The sequence below is a fragment of the Desulfoluna butyratoxydans genome (genome assembly GCF_900699765.1).
Lineage (GTDB): Bacteria > Desulfobacterota > Desulfobacteria > Desulfobacterales > Desulfolunaceae > Desulfoluna > Desulfoluna butyratoxydans.
The window spans coordinates 12,033-30,357 of sequence record NZ_CAADHO010000008.1 but is presented as its reverse complement, the minus strand read 5'-3'; the positions used below and the strand labels follow the sequence as shown (position 1 = coordinate 30,357).

At 56.9% G+C, this 18,325-nt stretch carries 15 protein-coding genes; all 15 read right to left on the bottom strand.

The features are described from left to right. Positions 1–51: 51 nt before the first annotated feature. Positions 52–339: a hypothetical protein gene (locus tag MSL71_RS19300; protein ID WP_180143598.1), complete on the bottom strand. Its 288-nt coding sequence runs from the start codon at positions 337–339 to the stop codon at positions 52–54. A gap of 3 nt (positions 340–342) precedes the next feature. Next, positions 343–1,005: a tetratricopeptide repeat protein gene (locus MSL71_RS19295; protein WP_180143596.1), complete on the bottom strand. Its 663-nt coding sequence runs from the start codon at positions 1,003–1,005 to the stop codon at positions 343–345. A gap of 226 nt (positions 1,006–1,231) precedes the next feature. After that, positions 1,232–2,143: a type II secretion system F family protein gene (locus tag MSL71_RS19290; protein ID WP_180143594.1), complete on the bottom strand. Its 912-nt coding sequence runs from the start codon at positions 2,141–2,143 to the stop codon at positions 1,232–1,234. 489 nt (positions 2,144–2,632) lie between these two features. Then, on the bottom strand, positions 2,633–3,586 hold the full coding sequence (locus tag MSL71_RS19285; RefSeq protein WP_180143591.1) for a type II secretion system F family protein: 954 nt from the start codon (positions 3,584–3,586) through the stop codon (positions 2,633–2,635). Next, positions 3,583–4,932 (bottom strand): TadA family conjugal transfer-associated ATPase, encoded by a 1,350-nt coding sequence (locus MSL71_RS19280; protein ID WP_180143583.1) that lies wholly within the window; start codon positions 4,930–4,932, stop codon positions 3,583–3,585. The genes MSL71_RS19285 and MSL71_RS19280 overlap by 4 nt, the downstream gene beginning before the upstream one ends. Next, entirely contained in the window at positions 4,929–6,131 is a 1,203-nt protein-coding gene (locus tag MSL71_RS19275) for a CpaE/TadZ family protein (RefSeq protein ID WP_180143581.1), read from the bottom strand. Before MSL71_RS19275 ends, MSL71_RS19280 begins: the two co-directional genes overlap by 4 nt. 3 nt (positions 6,132–6,134) lie before the next feature. Next, entirely contained in the window at positions 6,135–7,586 is a 1,452-nt protein-coding gene (locus tag MSL71_RS19270) for a type II and III secretion system protein family protein (protein ID WP_180143579.1), read from the bottom strand. Positions 7,587–7,597: 11 nt separating this feature from the next. After that, entirely contained in the window at positions 7,598–8,650 is a 1,053-nt protein-coding gene (gene cpaB / locus MSL71_RS19265; RefSeq protein WP_180143577.1) for a Flp pilus assembly protein CpaB, read from the bottom strand. A 323-nt stretch (positions 8,651–8,973) separates the two neighbouring features. Then, a complete protein-coding gene (locus MSL71_RS19260) occupies positions 8,974–9,360 on the bottom strand; it encodes a TadE/TadG family type IV pilus assembly protein (RefSeq protein WP_180143575.1) in 387 nt (128 codons plus the stop codon). A gap of 41 nt (positions 9,361–9,401) precedes the next feature. Next, positions 9,402–9,875: an A24 family peptidase gene (locus MSL71_RS19255; protein WP_180143573.1), complete on the bottom strand. Its 474-nt coding sequence runs from the start codon at positions 9,873–9,875 to the stop codon at positions 9,402–9,404. Positions 9,876–9,880: 5 nt separating this feature from the next. Next, positions 9,881–10,093, bottom strand: coding sequence for a Flp family type IVb pilin (locus MSL71_RS19250; RefSeq protein WP_092212348.1), 213 nt, complete (start codon positions 10,091–10,093; stop codon positions 9,881–9,883). A gap of 286 nt (positions 10,094–10,379) precedes the next feature. After that, complete coding sequence (locus MSL71_RS19245) at positions 10,380–12,155, bottom strand: Lcl C-terminal domain-containing protein (protein WP_180143571.1); 1,776 nt, start codon at positions 12,153–12,155, stop codon at positions 10,380–10,382. A 115-nt stretch (positions 12,156–12,270) separates the two neighbouring features. Continuing rightward, a complete protein-coding gene (locus MSL71_RS19240) occupies positions 12,271–15,177 on the bottom strand; it encodes an Lcl C-terminal domain-containing protein (RefSeq protein ID WP_180143569.1) in 2,907 nt (968 codons plus the stop codon). 363 nt (positions 15,178–15,540) lie between these two features. Continuing rightward, positions 15,541–15,858, bottom strand: a complete 318-nt coding sequence (locus MSL71_RS19235; RefSeq protein WP_180143567.1) for a hypothetical protein — start codon at positions 15,856–15,858, stop codon at positions 15,541–15,543. Between the two features lie 417 nt (positions 15,859–16,275). Further along, positions 16,276–17,754: a hypothetical protein gene (locus MSL71_RS19230; RefSeq protein WP_180143565.1), complete on the bottom strand. Its 1,479-nt coding sequence runs from the start codon at positions 17,752–17,754 to the stop codon at positions 16,276–16,278. Positions 17,755–18,325: the final 571 nt, after the last annotated feature.

Here is an 18,325-nt window from a genome sequence, read left to right as displayed (position 1 = left end):
ACCCCTGCCGGAGGCTTTTTATCTCTAATCAACCATGGGGTTTGTGAGATATCAATCGGCCATGATGTCGGTGTTGTTATCCTTGGAGTCGGAGTCTGAGTCGATCTCTTTCATTGGGTGCTCGTACTTGTTTTTGTAGATGGCGTTTGCCAGGGGCCCGGGCATGGTGGTGACGGGGGCGCGATTGATCGGTGCGTCGGGGTTCATGACCTGGGCGTGAAAGGCCTTGGTAAAGGATTCGCCGAACTCAGGGGAGATGTGCTTCGGTGCTGAGCAACCTGCGAGCAGGATGGCCACAAAGGAGAGGGGAACGGCAAAATCTTTGGAAAAGGGGATCATGGTTCAGGGTGCTCCTTTGGTTGCTGCGATGTTTTTCTGGGCGGCGGACAGGGTGGGGTCCATGGCAAGGGCCTGTTCGAAAAAGCCGGCTGCCTTCTCTGTATTGTGTGCCAGGGCGTGGATGGCGCCCATGTTGTTGAAGGCCTCGGCAGGTTTCATGAGTTTGCTCAGCAGGGCCATGGCTTCGGCCTCTCGTCCTGCCACGCCCAGGCAGATGGCGAGGTTGTGCCGGGCCAGGAAAAAGGTGTCGTCAAGGGCGATGGCCCGGGTGAAGCAGTCCTGGGCCAGGTCGAGGTTTCCTGCGCACAGGTGGGAGAAGCCCATGTTGTTGTAAACATCGGGGCGCGCCGGGTTGATTTCAATGGCTTTACGGTAGTGGGCCTGGGCCGCCCCGGGGTTGCCGGTGAGGTCCAGGGTCATGGCCAGACCGTTGTGTGCCGGAGCGTAGTCCGGCTCCCGGGTGAGGGCTTTGCCGAAACAGGTTTTTGCCTTGTCGTAGTCCTTTTTCTCCCGGTGGCAGCAGCCCATGAGGTGGTATATTTCAGCTTCTTCTCCCCTCATCGCCAGGGCTTTCTCCAGTTGGACCAGGGCAATGTCGTGATACCCCTTGCTGATCATGTCCTTTGCCAGGGCGAGGTGGTTGGGTTCGGGGCGCTTCTGTGTCATGGCCGGGGACAGTCCCCGTGCCATGGCGTCGTCGGGCGAGAAGGCTGGGGGCGTCTTCCCGGCGCATCCGACAAGCAAAAGGCAGCCGACAAACAAGAGACAGTTGATACGCAGATTTGTGAAGGATGTCGCTGTGGTGTGACCCGGGGAACGAGGGGCAGCTCGCAGCGGGAATACGCTTTCAAGGCGGCTCACCTTGCCGCCGGAGGCATCGTTTTCTGTCTGGCTAAAATCCATGCTTGAACCTTTCGATGAGGTTGATGATGGCCGGGCCGAGGATGATGATCATCAGGGCGGGCATGATGAGGCCCACAAGGGGAAAGGTGAGCTTTGCGGCGACCTTGCCTCCTTTCTCCTCAGCCAGTTGTTTTCGCTGTTTTCTCATGGACGAGATGGTGGTGCGCAGGGCGTCGGCAATGTCCGTGCCGAATCGTGCGGACTGGTTCAGAACGGTCACCACGCTGCCAAGGGATGAGGAGCCGTTTCGTACTGCAAGGTGTGAGAGGGCTTGGGCCCGGGGCAACCCGCTTCGTGTTTCGACAAGGTAGAGCTCGAACTCCTTAGCGAGGGTGGGGGTGATGGAGGCAAACTCGCCGCTGATGCGGGCAATGGCCATGTCAAAGCCCAGGCCGGAGTCGATGCAGATGATCAGAAGGTCCAGGGCGTCGGGAAGTTCTCGGAATATGGCTTTTTTCCGCTTTTTTATTTTCCAGGCCAGGGCCCAGGCCGGTGCCTGGTAGCCCATGCCTGCGGGAAGAAAGGCCAAAAGGGGCGAACCGCCGCTGCCCAGGGCCCAGAGCAGAGCCAGCACCCCGAAGCATCCGGCAAGTCCTGCCCGGAGTCCGAAGAAGAGGGCCACGGCCGAGGAGTCTCTGTATCCTGCGTGGTTGAGACGGACTTGCAGGGCAGAGAGGGCCTCCTCGTCATCCGGCGTGGTGAAGCGGCCCAGGGGGTAAGTGAGTTTGAACCAGAGCCTCTCCTCCAGAGTTTTTTCCTTGTGCCTGGGGCCGCGTTTTTTTCCGTTGAAACGTCGGTTGAGCCGCATGCGGAGATAGGCCACCTCCAGCCTGATGTAGAGAATCATCAGAAGGACGGTGACGCATAAAAACGTGATGACTGCCAGGATGGAAGGGGTCACAGCGTATGGCTCCGTATGTGTCGTGAGGTATGGACAAAAAAAGCAATGCCTCCGGCGGCGAGGTGAGCCACCTCGAAAGCATATTGCCCTTGCGCTTTGTCCCTCGTTCCTCGGGCCAAAGCGCAAGGGCCTTCGGCTCGGGCTGCGCCCGATATGGACGCTGATGGTTTATGCGCATTGGATCGCAAGCTTCGACGTTACAAGATACGTTGTCACCACTTGCCCAGTGTTGATTTAACTGCATTGCCTTCTATGGTTAAAGTAGCCAGGAAAAACCTGCCTCCGGCGGCCAGGGGATGGTCCCCTGGACCCCAGGTTGCGAAAGCCCTCTCCCTTCGTTCCTCAGGGGCAGAGCTTCCGCGAAGGATTCTGCGAAATTGAGCAAAATCTGTTTGTCAAACTTTTCAAAAGTTTGGCCCCCGGCAGGGCCGCCGGAGGCATCTTTGTGTTCCTCGGGGCCTTTTTGGAACATAGACGGCTGATTTGGCCTCAGACGTCGAGTTTTGTCATGGCGCGCATGACGACAAACCCGGTGATTTCAAAAAGGACCGCTGCCACGAGCAGGTGCTGCCCCGTGGGGTGCGTCACAAGGGTCCGGATGTAACCGGGGTTGAGCAGCCATGTGACGAGCCCGAAGACCGGGGGCAAGAGGCCGATGACCAGGGCGCTGAGGCGTCCTTCGCTGGAATGGGCCTTGATCTGCCGCTCCAGCTGAAACCGCTCCCGGATGGTGGTGGACAAGCCGGAGAGGATGGCCGCCAGGTTTCCGCCGGTTTCGCGCTGGAGGATAAAGGCGGCGCAGAAAATCCGGATATCGGGCACATCGGCAAAGCGCTCTTCAAGGTGGTTGATGGCTTGTTTGAAGGGGAGGCCCATGGCGATCTCTTCGTAAATGAGGGTGACCTCCTGCCCCAGGGGATTGGGAAAGCTCCTGCCGGCTTCTTTGAGGGCCCCGTCCACACTGTGACCCACCTTGAGGGAGCGCACGATCATGTCCAGAGCGTCGGGAAGCTGTTCCACGAGGCGCCGTTCTCTTTGCCTTTTTTTCCAGATGACCACCCCAAAGGGCAGGGCCATTCCTGTACCTGCAAGGAGCGTGGCCACCGCGAGCTGTCGGGTGATCAGAAGGAGGGGCAAAAACAGGAGGACACCGGCTCCTGCGGCCCACAACACAAATCGTTCCGGGGAGGTTGTGACGCCTGCGGTGACAAGGATCGACTCCAGCCTGGACAGGTCAAAAAGGGCGGAAACCAGCTCTTCTGCGGCAATTTTCCGGGGGCTATTTTTCAAGGCCGGGGCGTGGGATGCCGAGGGCGAGGGTTCCTTTTTAAGGGCGCGGATGAGTGTGCGGGTTTTCCCGCGTTTGCGGTCTGTTTTGAAAAAGTGAAACGCCAGGGCAAAGAGGCCCGCATCCACAAGGAGCACCGGAATCCAAAGGCTCATGGCGACACCTCCAGGGACGTGGAGAAGGCCTCGGGATCCAGGCGGATTCCGAAGCTTCGGATGTGGTCGGCATACCGGGGTGTGTGGCCTTCGCCTTTGAAGATTCCCCGTATGGCGCCCCGGTCATCCATGCTTTGCTGCTCAAAAGTAAACAGGGGCCGGGTGATGACGGTGTCCCCTTCCATGCCCATGACCTCTGAGATGGAGGTGATGCGCCTTTTGCCGTCGGCCAGGCGCGCCAGCTGAACGATGATGTGAATGGCCTGGGAGATGAGGCGCCTGATGGAGACTTCGGAGAAAAAAGCGTGGCTCATGCCGGCCATGATCTCCATGCGTGAGATGGCATCGGACGGCGAGTTGGCGTGGATGGTGCTCATGGAACCCGGATGGCCCGTGTTCATGGCCTGGAGCATGTCCATGACCTCGGCCCCCCTTGTCTCCCCCACGATGATGCGGTCCGGGCGCATACGCAGGCTGTTTTTGACGAGATCGGTGAGGGTGATCTCGCCTTTGCCTTCGATGTTGGCGGGCCGGGATTCCAGGCTCAGGGTGTGGTGTTGGTTGAGCCTGAGCTCTGCGCTGTCCTCGATGGTGACGATGCGTTCATGGTCCGGGATGTGGGCGGAGAGCACGTTGAGCAGGGTGGTTTTCCCCGCGCCGGTGCCCCCGGAGATGAGGATGTTGAGCTTGGCGTGGACGGCAGCCCGGAGAAAGGCCATCATCTCCTTTGTGAAGGTCTGGTTGGCGAGCATCATGGCCTCGGACACGGGCACGGCCCCGAATTTTCGGATGGAGAGAAGGGGCCCGCTTAACGAAAGGGGCGGGATGATGACGTTGACCCGGGAGCCGTCGGGCATGCGCGCATCCACCATGGGAGAGGCCTCGTCAATGCGTCTTCCCACGGCCGATACGATCTTGTCGATGACCTGCATGAGGTGGTCGTTGTCTCGAAAGGTGATGGGGGTCAGGTGCAGCATGCCCTCTTTTTCCACGTAGACCTTGTCGTGGCCGTTCACCAGGATGTCCTGGACGGTCTGGTCGTTGACCAGGGTGTCGATGGGGCCGAAGCCCATGATCTCGTCCATGATGTCCGAGATGAGGACGGTGCGTTCCCGGGCGTTCAGGGGGACCTTGTCCGAGGCGGTGATGTCCAGGAGCGCGGTTTTTACCGACGCGGCCAGGGCTTCTTTGGGGAGGTCGGTGAGGGTGTGCAGGTCCAGCCGTTCCACGAGTTTCTGGTGGACGCCGGACTTGAGGGCATAGAACGCTTCGGAGGTCATGGCGTTGGATGCCGTTGCGTTCAGGCCGTCGGCTGTGCCCTGTCGGATTCGGTCCCTTAAGGTCATGATGCGGCTCCTGCACGGGTCGGTCGCAGGTGGACCGCGGGCCTGAAGCGAAAGGGCCAGGGCCTTTTTTCCCGTGGGCGGGACGGAACCTTACCCCCAAGGACCCGGTGAATAAGGGTCTCCACATCGCGGCAGATGTTGGCGTGGGGCTGCATGGTGTGCAGGGTTTTGCCTGCCATCAGGGCCTCGTGGCAGACTTTTCGATTGTGGGCAACGGTTCCGCAGACGGGAAAGCCAAAGATCTCTTCCATGTGATCGGAAGAGATGTCGTGCCTTGTGCTGTACCTGCTGGCCACCACGTGGAGGTTCTCCTCATCGAAGAAGAGGTCCTGCAAAAGCCGGAGGGTTTTTGTTGTTGCCTTGATGGCCGGGATCTCCTGGCTGCTCACCAGCATCAGGTGGTCGGTCTGCTTGAGGGCGCCGACGGTTTTACCCGAGAAATCATGGGGCAGGTCCACGATGACGTGGTCGAAATAGTGGGTGAGCAGGTTCAGCATGCTGTCGATATCCGAGGCACTCAGGCTCTCTGCGTCGCCGATCTCCTTGGTGGTGCTCAGGACGTAGAACCCGCTTTCATGCCTGGGGATGGAGGAAAAGAGCAGGTTGGCGTCCATTCTCTCCAGGTTGTCCAGAAGGTCGAAGGGGGAGAAATGGGACGGGAGGTCCATGAACCCTGCGGTGTTGCCGCAATAGAGGTCCAGATCCAGAAGAAGGACTCCGGCATCCGTGGTCCTGGCCAGGTGATCGGCCGTGGCCAGGGAGAGGGTGGTGGTACCCTGGCCGCCCCTGGCGCTGAAAAACGAGAGCACGGACCCGGCCCGGGACTCTTTGCCTGTGCGGGCAAGGGCCGACAGGATGGCCGGCAGCAGGGTGTCCCGCTCTTCGGGGTAGACAAGAAAATCGGTGACGCCTGTGCGAAGGCCCTGCCTGATCAGGTCCGGGTCTTTGGTGTCTGCGATGAGAAAGGTGACGAGGTTCGGGAATTCGTCGATGACCTCGATGAGCTCCGGGTGGCCTGCGCCATGGGGCCCATGGGCGAACACAAAAAGCACATCCGGGTTTACGGTGTGAACCAATGTCTTGAGGGCGGTTTCCCCGCGGGATACCTCAACCTGGATCAGGGGGTGGAGATCCGCTGCAAAGGTCTTTTCCGCACCGTGTCCGTTGCCAATGATCAATCCTTGGAGTTTGTGTGCCATTTCTTACCTTGCAAACCCTACATCCCCCACAAACACAGGGGCAGGCGGGCGTGAGACATGGGGGTTTTGGGTGTCTCCCTCTTCATGGGAGGGCCTGGTGGCGGAGGTGCCGTAGGAGAGCCGGTTGAGCATAAAAAAATCCATGTCGCTGATGCTGTCATGCATGGTCTCCCCGGGCAGGGTGGGCCGTTCGTCTGGGTTTAATGGCCTTACCAGCCTGGGGGTGACCATCACCACCAGCTCAGTCTCTTCCTTGGAGTACTCCTTGCTGGTAAAGATCCCGCCGATGACGGGGATGTCTCCCAGCACCGGTACTTTTTTGACGCTTCGGGAGCTCTCTTCCTTGAGGAGGCCGGCCATGGCAAAACTCTGGCCGTCCCGCAGGGTAAGGGTGGCTGAGCCCTTGCGGGTCTTGACTCCCGGGACAAACACACCCCCGGATTTGACGGCCACGGTGTAATCCAGGGAGCTGATTTCCGGCTTGATCACCAGGGAGATGACCTCGCTGTCGATGATGGTGGGTGTGAAGTTGAGCTTGACCCCCACCTCCTTGAACTGGATGGAGATCTGGCCGGACTCTCCGGCCACGGGCACGGGAAACTCTCCGCCCACCACAAAATTGGCTGTCTGGCCCGAGGTGGTGACAAGGGTAGGCGTTGCCAGCAGGCGCATGAGCTCCTGGCCCTTTAAGATGCTCAGGATGGCCGAGGCATTTCCCTTTTCATTGGTGACGGCGATCTGAAAAGCTGAAGCAAAGGGGGAGGTGATGTTGGATGCCGACGCGGAGATTTGCGAACCGGTGTTGGTCCGGGCCATGTTGGCCGAGGCCGACCCGTTTTCAAAGACGCTGATCCCCAGGGACTGGTTCACGAGAAACCCCAGCCCCATGCGTTTGAGGCCGGTGCGAGAGACCTCGGCGATGGTCACCTCCAGCTGCACCTGCTGGGCGCAGCGGAGTTCGATAAGGTTGGTGATCTTGAGCACATGGGCGGAGACCACGGTGAGGACCCTGTCGAGTTCCTGCTGGCTCTCCACGGACCCGGAGAGGGTTACGCCGTCCTGGCTTCGGGTGACGCGCACCCTGGCATGGGGCACAAAGGCCTTGAGCTGGGACCGGATAAAATCGATTTTTTTATCCGAAAGATAGACGGACACCTCGTAGACGTCGGCCCGGCTCTCTTCGCCCTGTCCGTACCAGAGGACAAGGTTCGTGGACCCGGGCTTCTGGGCGATGATGAGTACCTGGCGCGGGGTGACGAGCTTGACATCGGCAATGTCCGGGTTGGCGACGGAGATGCTGGTGACCTTTTTGTCCGTCAATTTAACGAAGGACTTGTTGGCTTCGATGAGGATCCGGCATCCTGAGTCGGCAAAATCCTGGCACGATGAGGCTGCGCAGGGACGGACACAAAACAGGAAGACAAGGGCGTGAAACAGAAACAGAGAATATTTCAAATCAGGCTCCGCTAGTCGTGGGTATAGAATATTTTGTTGGACGATTTTGTTTTTCGGTAAATGGTGACGCGGTGGACCTCTTTTTTATGGGCCAGCATATCGATGACGTACGCCCCTTGAGTGTCGGTGCGTGTTTTATCGGACCGGTTCCTGCTGATGAGCCGGAAGACGGTTTTTTGCGAGGCGTCGGACACCGCCGCGATCATTTCGGCCTCATGGGGTTTTACCAGCAAGGTGACCCGGTGGGCGGACTGCCCCGGGGACGGCAGGTTGTTCAGCACCTTTTCGGAGCTGAGCACCTCGATGTTCTGGAGCAGGGTTTTCGAGGAGTGGTGAAAGGCGGTGGCCACCCCTTCGGAGCCGGGGTTGTCCGTGTCCCCGGTAAACCCGCCGATTTTGCTTGTCCCGATGAGATCAACCCGGTCCCCCCGTTCAAAGACGCTGCAGATGCCGTCGTCTTCCCGGACGGTGAGGGTGATGGCCCGTAAGCCCTCGGGGATCTCGGCGCTTAAGTCTTCGGGTTTCTGGAGCTGGTGCACCCCGGAGTGGGGAGAAAACCCGGCGTTGTATCTTTCCACGGGCTGGTGGTCCTCCGGGTTGACGGCCAGAAGGGAGATCTCCCCGGATGCGGCGGCAGAACTCAGGGCCGCCCCTTGCTCCGGCGTGACGAGGAGGCTGACGTTCCAGGCCTTGGTGAAGGTGCGGGCCTTGGCGGATGTTTCGGTTTCCGGGTAAGCGCTGAGGATGGTGACCCGTTGCAGCACGACCCGGGAGAGGTGGGCGAATTTCTCCTTGGGGTCGCTGCTCGTGACAATGACATCGACGATGTCACCATGTTTCAGCTTTTTGGAGAGCCCTGACGTGGACGTGACCTGCACGCTGATGGCCCTAAGGCCCGGCGGGATGCTTCGGGTATAAGAGGGGGGCGCTTTGACCACGGTCGGGGCATGAACCGCTGGGGGAGCCGCAGCCGATGTGCTGAAGCTTTTTAAGACCGCCAAGGAGGCAATGCCCCCTAAGGTGACGGCCAGGATCAGTGCGATGATGCCTCGAATGTGTCGCATGGGTGCCTCTTTTTCTTCGTGACTATTCAGGACAAAAAAGCCTCCGGCGGCCTTGCCGGGGGCCAAACTTTTGCCAAACTTTTATGATCTGGGTTTGACAAACAGGTCTTGACAGCTTTGGGATGAATTTCAGCGATTTTGACTGTTCTAATCTTTCTGCCAACCGGAAAGTTTTTTGCGGAGCTTTTTTTCAAAAAAGCGACCCGCCGGAGGCAAGCTGAATAGTTACTAAAAAAGTTTGACAAACAGGTTTTGAGGACGAATTCGGCTCAATGGAACGTCATCGTATGATAGTCGATTTCAACTGAGGAGCATGCCCCTCTTTAAATATCGTGAAACACCATGACGGCCCGTGCATTCAGCTTCGTGGGCACCATGAACTCGGGCAGAAAGCCGGTGAGCTGGCTGGCCTTCAGGGCAGGCACGCTGACCTCGATGCGCCGGGGGCCTTCGGCATCCCTGGCCGTGATGGTGACCCGGATGTCTTTGTCCTGATTCAGCTTATAAACCCAGAACGCATCGGCCACGGCCTTGCGAGCGAATGCTTCGGGGTCTTCTCCGTAGGCGTTCCACTCCCGCGCCTCCACGGCGGCCTTGGCCCCTGTGTACACGGCATCGGTGAGGACGATCCGGGTGGTGAAATACCAGCCGTACTCGATGATGAGAAACAGGATCATCAACAGGATGGGGAGCAGCAGGGAAAATTCCACGACCACAGCGCCCCTGTTGTTGCCTTTGTATGCCCGTCCCCTCATCCCAGGGGGACCTTGCCCATGAGCAGGTACGCCGCATAGCCCGCGGCCATGGCCAGGGAATAGGGCATGGTGGCAGATGGCCTGGTCCATGGACCAGCGGGTTTGTTGCCGCATCGTCTCTCTTTTTGGTGTTTTACATACGGCACAAGGGCCATGGTTCCCCCTGCCATGGCGCCGTAGAGAAAGATCGAAAAGAGGGCATAAGCTCCGACCCAGGTCCCCGTGGCCACCAGCAGCTTGACATCTCCCCCGCCCACTCCCCCCAGTACAAAGGGAATGAAGAGGCATGCAAGGCCTGTGAGGGCGCCCTGCACGCTCCAGAGGGCCCCGGGTGCTCCGGACTGGAGGGTGTGGAAGGCAAGTCCCCCCAGGGCCGCAGAAAGGGTGAGGGTGTTGGGGATGACCCTTTCCTGGAGGTCCGTGCAGAGGGCCGCTGTAAAGAGTGCGGCACATGCCCATGCGCTGTTCATGGCGACTAATACGTCCCGGAGGATTCGTCGGAGGTTGCCACGGTCTGTGCCGCGTTGCCCAGCTTGTCGGAGATGGCGGTGAACAATTCGGTGAGCTGGGTGCCGAAGAGGTTGAGGGCGCCCACGAGAACCGCGGCCATCACCCCGACGATGAGGCCGTACTCAATGGCGGTGGCTCCGCTTTCGTCGTTCCATAATGTGCTCATCAGTTTGATCATATGATGCGTCCTTCGTCGTGTGTGAGGTGCATGGCGGTCACGATAGTCAATTTCTGAGTAAAAAGCTGGGACATAGTTGCGGTATGTTGTGAATAAATTGCGGGGTTGATTCTCTTTGTCGGGGGGAACCATGATGGCGTTCATCCGGCAGGGCCCCCGGAGCCAGATGCTCCGGGGGCCGAGGGCTTTGCAGCCAACGTGGCGTCGCCACATCCGGGCCCCGGACTGGGCAATCCGTGGCCGGTAAAGAGGGCATGAACGTGCCGTTGGTTCGGCCTTTTTATGCTCATAGCGTTTCAAGGCAACCGATAAAGCACCCCCCGGATGTATCCCCGTCTGCCGCCTTCACGGACCCTTCCCCATCGCTTTGCTTTGTGTCGTCGTCGATGTTTGTAAAGGATACCTGTGTGGGCGCCAGAGCAGCAAAGCCGCTGGTATCCTTTGTGAACTCTGTGTTGACGGAGACGTTGACGTAATAATCCTGGTTGCCGTCGGCCTCGGTGTCGTCTTTGCCGGTGACCGTGACGTACTGGGTGTCGCACCAGTTTTCCGATGAAAAAAAGAGGGCTTTGGGCGTGACCCTGGCTTCGGTGTCGTCGGAGCAGGTCACATCAAAGGCCACGGTGTTTTCAGGGGCCGTGCTCAGCTTGACGTCGATGACTGCCTGGGACCCGATTTCCCGGGTTGTGTCGTCATGGGGGATGGCGCAGAGGTATTTTCTGCACTCAGTATAAAAGATGCCCGTGCTGGCCCCTCTGGCTGCATAAGCCCCGTGAAGGGGCATTATTTTAAGGACTCCGTTGACGTCGTCCTGTTCGGTGACGGTCCAGGAATACGCTCCGTCGCTTGGCGTGTCATCCGTTATGGAGGCAAAGGACTTTCCACCGTCGCAGGAGATGGCAATGGCGACATTGCCGGGGATCTCCGGGCTCGGGTTCTCCCAGGTGATCAGCATGGTATCCCCTTTGTGCCAGGTGGAACCGGGTTTAGGGTTTGTGATGACAAGGCCCCCCGGCTGCAAGGCCTGTCCTCCCCTGACGGCTCGAACCCGGAAGGCGTCCCCGCTGTTGTCCTGGGAGGTCTTAAAGCCACGTTTGGTGACACCGTGCTGTATATCAACGGCCCATGCCATGGTTTTTTTTCCTGTCTGGATAACAGGCGTAACCGATGTTGTGGAGGACCAGTAACACGCCGATATTTCGCTGTGGAAGGCAATGACTGAGTTCGTGAAAACGGGCATATGGAGCATGGGCTGTTCTGTCCTGGTGTAATCGATCAAGGTCAGGAGTTCTTTGATCGTGGGCAGTCGCCAGTCGGTGTAACCGCCGATTTCCAGATCGTTGCAGTACGCTGCCGCCATGTGCTGGTGCCATTTGTCGCTGGTGTTCTCCTGGGTCTTCAGTTCCCAGATGAGGCCGGTGTTGAAATCGGTAACCGTATTGTCCATGTTGAGGTGGTATCGGCTCGGGTTGGTCAGGGGGGCGCCCCTTACGGCACGGACTGTGGCCGCCGTATCCGGGTTGGTGGTGTTGGAAACGTGTCCGAGATCAAAATTGAGGAGGTAATACTTTGTAACGCCCTCCACTTCGCTGGTTGTTGACGACCAGTAGTGACGCGTCTTCTGGGTGTTGGGGAAAAAGTCGGTGTCGACTGCCGGGCCGTCATGTTCGAAGTCGACCATGGCGTGAAGCTCAAGGATGGTTGGCAGTCGCCAGTCCCGGTGCCCGCAGAATGCCTCGGCGTTGAGCCCATCAATGTACGCCAGGGCCTCGGTCTGGGTGACGGTTTCTTCTAAACTGGCCGCTGTTTTTACTTCCCAGGTCAGGCCGGTGGCATGGTCTGTGACCGTTTTGTCGCTGTCTGTTTTTGAAAAGGACGGTGGGTTGATGAGGAAGTTGCCGTCCTGGCCGTAGAAGGGCTGGCCCGGAGAGGGGCAGGCAATGGCGTTTCCTTCGTTGTCAAAGCAGGTGGTCTGTCCGGTGTCGGTAACGCCAAAGGCCCATACGGGGAGCAAAGGAAGGCTCCAGAGAATCAGGGCAAGGGCAATGTGTTTTTTCTTCATGGGAAACCTAAAACGAGTGAGTGAAAATGAATGTTCACATATATGGGGCATTGCACCGGGAGGAGCGCCCACGAGCCCTTCGGCTGTGTCACCGGAGGGCTCATGGCGTCACGCATTACGGCAGACCGTGATGCAGTGATTGGATAAAGCAACCGCCTCCGGTGTCTTGGCCCTGGGCTTCGGGACTCTTGGATACATTGTCGGAGGATGACGGGGCGTCGCTGCTCTTGAAGGGGACCTTGGTGGCTGCGGTGTCTTTGTACCCGGTGGTGTCTGAGGAGGCTCCGTTGACGGATAGCTGAACAGTCACCTCTTTTTCACCGTCCTCCTTGCTGTCCGGAACACCGGTGACCGTCACCGTCTTTTTTTCATTCCAGGTCTCGGGGGCAAAGACAAGGGTAGCAGGTGAGACGGAGGCTTCGGCTTCGTTGCTGCTCGTGACATCTACAATGACGTCCCCATTGGGCACGGTGGCCAGGGCCACGTGGAAGGTTGCGGAACCGCCGTTTTCGGTCACGGTTCCGGAGATGTCGCTGACGGCCATGCCGATGTTTTCCCAGTCGTTGTCGTCTGCGTTGCGGACCGGCTGGATTACCAACGGGGTCACTTTCTTGTACCCTGTAGCATCTCGTGTCGCGGATGCATTGACCGATACCTCAATTTGAAATTCTTGCTCTTTGTCAATTTCCTTGTCGTCAACACCTATGATGGTAACTAATTGATTCATTTCCCAGTTTGTGGGTGTGAATGTCAATTGTTGCGGTGAGACTCTTCCTTCGGATGGGTCTGAGCATGCGATGTCCACAACGACTGTATTGTCGGGTGGCAGAATCAGCTTAGCTGAAAAGCTTGAGGTCAGGCCGCTTTCTGAAATTTTGTGGCAATGGGGTATTCCCGTAATATGGTGAGTTAACCGTATGCCCGGATCAGTGTTTATGGTTGTTACTGGGACTTTTACAGGCTGTAGGCCAGTGTACCCGCTTGTATCAAACGTTTTTTCCTTGTCGATTTTCAGTTCTATGTCAAACGTCATATCATTGTCCGGGCTGTTGTCTGCCAGGGCGGTTACCGTGACTGTTTGAGTTGCGTTCCACGTTGCCGGGTTGAACGTCAGTGATGTCGGGCTGAAGTGGCACTCATCAGGGTATGGGGTGTTGAGCGTGACAATGACAGGATGGGTTGGCTTGGAGGTTATCCTGACAGTGAATGATTCCGGTGGCCCGTTTTCTAAGACCACATTGCTTATCTGACTGGCCACAAGCGACGCCGTGTCATCATCACCATTGACAAGTGAAAGCAGGATGGGATCGCAGTTTTTATAACCTGTTTCATCCGAGGTCAGTCCCTGGTCCACTGTGATACAGGCATGGTAGGCAACCGATCCGTCGGCAATATCATCATCGATTCCTTCGAACATCACGAGTTGCGGCTGGCCGTAATCATCGGGTTCAAAAGTCAGCGTATTGCCTTGGGAGACAATTCCTTCTAAAGGATTGTCACTTTCAATGGAGAGAACGACCGTTCCGTCGGGTTGGGTTTTCAGGCGGACAGGAAACGTTGCAGAAGAACCGTCCTCGTGTGTTTTACCTGTCGGTTCGCCCACCTGGATTCCTAATAGAGGTCCCACCTTGAACAGCCCTTGGGTGGTGCCCTTATAAGCTTGACTTTGTTCAAGGGGGGTGAGTTTAAGCATGCAGTTAACCGAATTGAGTTCGGGTGGGATATTCCACAGGTACTCTCCGTCATTTTCTGTGTTTTGGATTATGAACTCATAGGATTTTCCCCCATCAGTGGATAGTGAGATCGATATATTGCCTTGTAAGGCCTGTTCACCTTTATTCCAAATGATGCGTTTCATGTTACCGGCTTCAAGGCATTCCCCTTGGGCGGGAGATGTCATCAACAGGTTTCCGTCGATAACGGTTTGCCCTCCTCTCACTGCGATGGCGTGTAGTCCTCTTTTTCCGCTGTATATCCCATAATTATGGAAGGATATGCATAGTGGGGCTTTTGTCTCATTTGGCGCTGGCATTTTAGAAAATGTCGAGGTCCAGTATTGATCGGTTTGACCAGCTTTTGTGTTTTTGAAAATTTCCGAGTAAAGGTAGTTTTCTGTGGCGTTGCAATTGATGATGGACAAGATTTCTTTCATTGTCGGCAGCCGCCAGTCCTGATATCCGTCAAGAGTCAAGGTGTTGCAGTACTCAAGGGCCCCATCCCAGTCAAAAGTTCCAGTGGCATATTTATCAGCCGACTCGAGTTCCCACATCAGCCCTGTTTCGGTGTCCGTTACGGTGAACTCTCCTTGATTTTGATGGAAACGAGCTATTCCTTCCTGTGGCATTCCACTGACGGCACGAAAACATAGGGCTTGTTTGCTTCCCGGTATCAGGCCTATGCCCGGATACGTTATATCGTGTGTAAATCCGCAGGCTGTAAGAAACTTTCTGAAGTCAAAAGCCCCTACGGATGGAAATTCCGATATATAGGGTGAGGAGGACCAGTAAAAGGTATCCAGATTCGTATTGGGAAAATAGTCAGTGTCGGTTTTTACTATGTCTTCGGTGTCGTCGTCGATGTGACTTCCTAAGGCTGCAAGCTCATAAATCGTCGGCATGCGCCAGTCGTTACACCCCGCATATTGTTTGGTGTTTAGAGTCTGAAGAAAATCGTCAACATAGAGATCCGATGATTCCGAAGGCGCAGCGCCCCAGAAGTATTTCAGCTTTTTGTTGGCGTCGCTTTTTACCTCCCAGACAAGCCCGGTGACCTTGTCGCGGACAGCAGCCCAGGTTGTTGCTTCCGGGGAGAGCACATATCCCTCATCATCCAGTTTTTCGTAGGACATGGGATTGATAGATTCAGATCCGTCCTGCCCTGAGCCAGCGCAGTCAATCTCGTTACCGGCATCGTCGTAGCACAGGCTTTGGCCTGTATCGGGCACGGGGGATGCCGATGAAAGGGAGAAAAAGATGAACAGGAAGCAAGTGGTCAAGAAGAACAGGCGGCTGAAGGGGTTCATTGGGCACCTCCCAAATTTTCGTCCGACATATGTGGATTATGGCCGGTTGCAGTATAAGTGTCTGCAATAGCGGCGTCTCTGTACGCTTTGCCTGGGGGGAGGGGACCTGAGGCAGAGGATATTAAGGCAATACACGACCACACGGTTGCGGTTGCGCCGGTGCTTGCCGAAAGCCTTGGGATGTTCAATGCATTGGCGGCAGTCCGATAGGGTGAATGCGTCTGGGCCAGGTGCAATCCTTTCTGTCTTTCTCGGGTTGTTCAGTGATACCAGAGAACCGAGACGCAACCTTTTAATAATTTGCGGATGATACGGACTTATTTGCTTGGTGGTGCACTTTTTTATGTTGCGCATGGATGGCTTTTACTCCATGGCTTGGGCTCCATAGCGCTCCGGCAGGACCGCCGCGCCATCCTCATCGCGCAGAAAGGTCATCTGCCCCTTGATACCGCCTCCGATTACCAGGGAAAGGGTAATGGCCGGGGCGTCTGTGAAGGTATCCAGATAAACCTGCGCCAGTTCCTGCATGACGGTGGGGATGCCCCGTTCAAACCCTTCCTGACGCGCCATGAATGCCACGTAGCCCCTGCCGTCTGTCTGGCTTGTTTCCACACGGATTTTTTCCGCATCCGTTGTCTTCAGGGCATAGGATGTGAACTCCTCGGACAGGTCTTGAAGCAAGGTCGGCTCAGGGGGGAGAGGGGGGGGGACTTGGGCGTGCGTTTTTTCCACAAGGGGTTCTGCTTGGGCCGGAAGGTGGGAATTTTTCTCTGGTTGCTTAGGGGAGGCCTGAACTGTCTCTGTTTCCTTGGTGGTATCATGCTGGGGGGGACTGACGAGCAGAAACCCGGCAAAGCCGAGTACAAGAGCAAAAACAATCAGGGCTGATATACATAGACTGATTTTTTGTGAGAGGCAGAATTTCATAAAGTGGACTCCATACATAGAAAAAATATTAACGCTGAATCAATCGGCAAGCATTCAGATTTTTTGGGGGAGAGCTTGTTTATATGGTGCACCCCGTCCGTGATGCGGCAGGGTGCACCCTGTAAACTCGTTGAGCTTATGTTTAGGGTCTGCTCCGAGTGATTTTACCCATTAATAATACGGGGCTTGTGAGGGATTTTTGGCGTCAAAAAGGGTCTGATCTGCCGCGTCAACGGTCCCATCGGAATTCATATCGTACACAGGATTGCTGGTGTTCATGAACAAGCTGAGCAAGCCATTGTCAGTTGAGTTCCAGTACCCGTCATTGTTAAAATCCCCATCCGCCATGTTGCCGTACATATCCAGGTCCGCATCGATCTGGTTGGCGTTGGCCGTGAGGTAGGCGTTGTCAAAGCAGTCCGGGATGCTGTCCGAATCGCTGTTGGCATCGTCACCGAGGCCGCTCACGACGTCCGGCCCGCCGCTGCCCCAGGCAAAGTCCTGGTCCACGTAGAGGCGGTTGCCGGTCATGGATGAGCTGGTGGGGTTGTAATGGCCCCCTGCGGCGAGGTTGGAGGCACCGTCGTAGGCAAGGCTTTTCTGCCAGTCGGTTTTGGCGGAATCAAAAGAGCCGTTTGCAATTTTCGTCATGGAGGTGGGCGGGTTGTTGATGTCCGTACATGCGTCGATACGGAAGACAAATCCCAGGTCTGAGTTAAAGTTGGCGTTCCATGACCCGTTGGCCGTGACGTAGATGTTGCCGTCGGGATCTCTTTCCAGGTCGTTAGCCCCGAGGTAGGTATCGGCAGAGTTGCCTCCGGCGGGGATGGGAATGGTGCTGATGGCGTCCGAGGCGGTGAGGGTGGTGCTGTTGGTTACTGCGTTTCGAATTTGTGCCGCGGAGTAGAGCCGGACGTATTGCCTGTCCGTGGGGCCTGAGGTCGTGTAGGTGCCGGTGTAAAGGTTGCCCTCGTCGTCAAAGGCAAACCCACAGGAGTAGCCGCCTACGTCCACGATTTTTTGGAGGGAGCCACCGGAGCGGATGTAGATGGCGTGGGGCTCGGTCCAGGCGTTGGTCTCTTTGCCCGCAAAAAAGGGAACGCTTCCAAGGGTGGAGTCGGTACTCCACTCCACCTCCCAGCACCCCGGCTGGGAGAACTCAGAGGCTGCCGCAACCTGCACCGTGGTGAAATCTTCATCAACGACCACGGAGTACCAGTCTCCGTCCCCTGAGCCGTTGCCGGTCATGGAGAACCAGACGGTACGGTTGCCGTTGGCAAGGGGGGTGGGGTCGACTTTGACGGCCTGGCAGTAAATACCTGATCCGTAAGGGTTAACATCGGCAAGGGTCAGAAGGTGGCCACCAAGGTACGAGTACATGTTGACCTGGACGCTTTTGTTGCTTCCGTCCCAGGTGCCGTCTTCACACTTGAGGATGCTTCGGGCCTTGGCAGCAGCCGTGCCGGTTGCCTGCTGGGAGTAGACGATGTCGATACCCCCGGAGTAGGATTTTCCGGTCATGGTCGCCATGGTGGAATCGTAGACATCGTAACCCGTTTGACCGGTAAGGCCGGCAACGGCATGGGATGAGAAGAGAAACACACACGACAGGGCGGCAAGGATCATTCTGGGAATGGCTTTTTGTTTCATACTTTCCTCCGAAATTAGAATGGATTCTTTCGTCACGCGTTTAGAAACGGGTGACATAAACGACGACGCCCGGAGCGTTTCGCCGGTTGTGCAATGGTTTTATTGGTTCGGATCGCCTTGTTTTGCAGTGGTTGCGATGCCCTTTTACGGTCAGGGACGATGCGTCCATGGTGAAGAGGCAAGGGTGTGATTCAGAGATACCAGCGCGGCAGAATAAAACCTTTTACTTTGTTGCGGATTCTTAAGAGTTATTTGCTTTTTTTGTCTTGGCAAACATCTTGGAGGAGGCTGGGGGGAAAGGGGATTAATAATATCGGAAAAGATCTCTCGGGTGGAGGAAAGAGGAGGTGTTGCGACGTTCGAAAAAATCCAGAAAAATCGACCGAAACGGAGCGCCGCACTCCGGTGCGGCTTTTTAGTCCGTCGCGACCCGCACAGGAGTGCGGCGCTCCAGGGGACAAGGGGGGGCGGGGGGAATGTAAACAGGCCGATGGCCAAAGCGCATTGGCAATCGGCTTTGAAGGAGGCATACCTTGCCACCGGAGGCTGTTTTTTTTGATACGCAGCGGTA

Bases quoted from the DNA above. Each gene is read 5' to 3' on its own strand.
- MSL71_RS19300 (WP_180143598.1), bottom strand. From the start codon at position 339: ATGATCCCCTTTTCCAAAGATTTTGCCGTTCCCCTCTCCTTTGTGGCC.
- MSL71_RS19295 (WP_180143596.1), bottom strand. From the start codon at position 1,005: ATGACACAGAAGCGCCCCGAACCCAACCACCTCGCCCTGGCAAAGGAC.
- MSL71_RS19285 (WP_180143591.1), bottom strand. From the start codon at position 3,586: ATGAGCCTTTGGATTCCGGTGCTCCTTGTGGATGCGGGCCTCTTTGCC.
- MSL71_RS19280 (WP_180143583.1), bottom strand. From the start codon at position 4,932: ATGACCTTAAGGGACCGAATCCGACAGGGCACAGCCGACGGCCTGAAC.
- MSL71_RS19275 (WP_180143581.1), bottom strand. From the start codon at position 6,131: ATGGCACACAAACTCCAAGGATTGATCATTGGCAACGGACACGGTGCG.
- cpaB (WP_180143577.1), bottom strand. From the start codon at position 8,650: ATGCGACACATTCGAGGCATCATCGCACTGATCCTGGCCGTCACCTTA.
- MSL71_RS19255 (WP_180143573.1), bottom strand. From the start codon at position 9,875: ATGAACAGCGCATGGGCATGTGCCGCACTCTTTACAGCGGCCCTCTGC.
- MSL71_RS19250 (WP_092212348.1), bottom strand. From the start codon at position 10,093: ATGATCAAACTGATGAGCACATTATGGAACGACGAAAGCGGAGCCACC.
- MSL71_RS19245 (WP_180143571.1), bottom strand. From the start codon at position 12,155: ATGAAGAAAAAACACATTGCCCTTGCCCTGATTCTCTGGAGCCTTCCT.
- MSL71_RS19240 (WP_180143569.1), bottom strand. From the start codon at position 15,177: ATGAACCCCTTCAGCCGCCTGTTCTTCTTGACCACTTGCTTCCTGTTC.
- MSL71_RS19230 (WP_180143565.1), bottom strand. From the start codon at position 17,754: ATGAAACAAAAAGCCATTCCCAGAATGATCCTTGCCGCCCTGTCGTGT.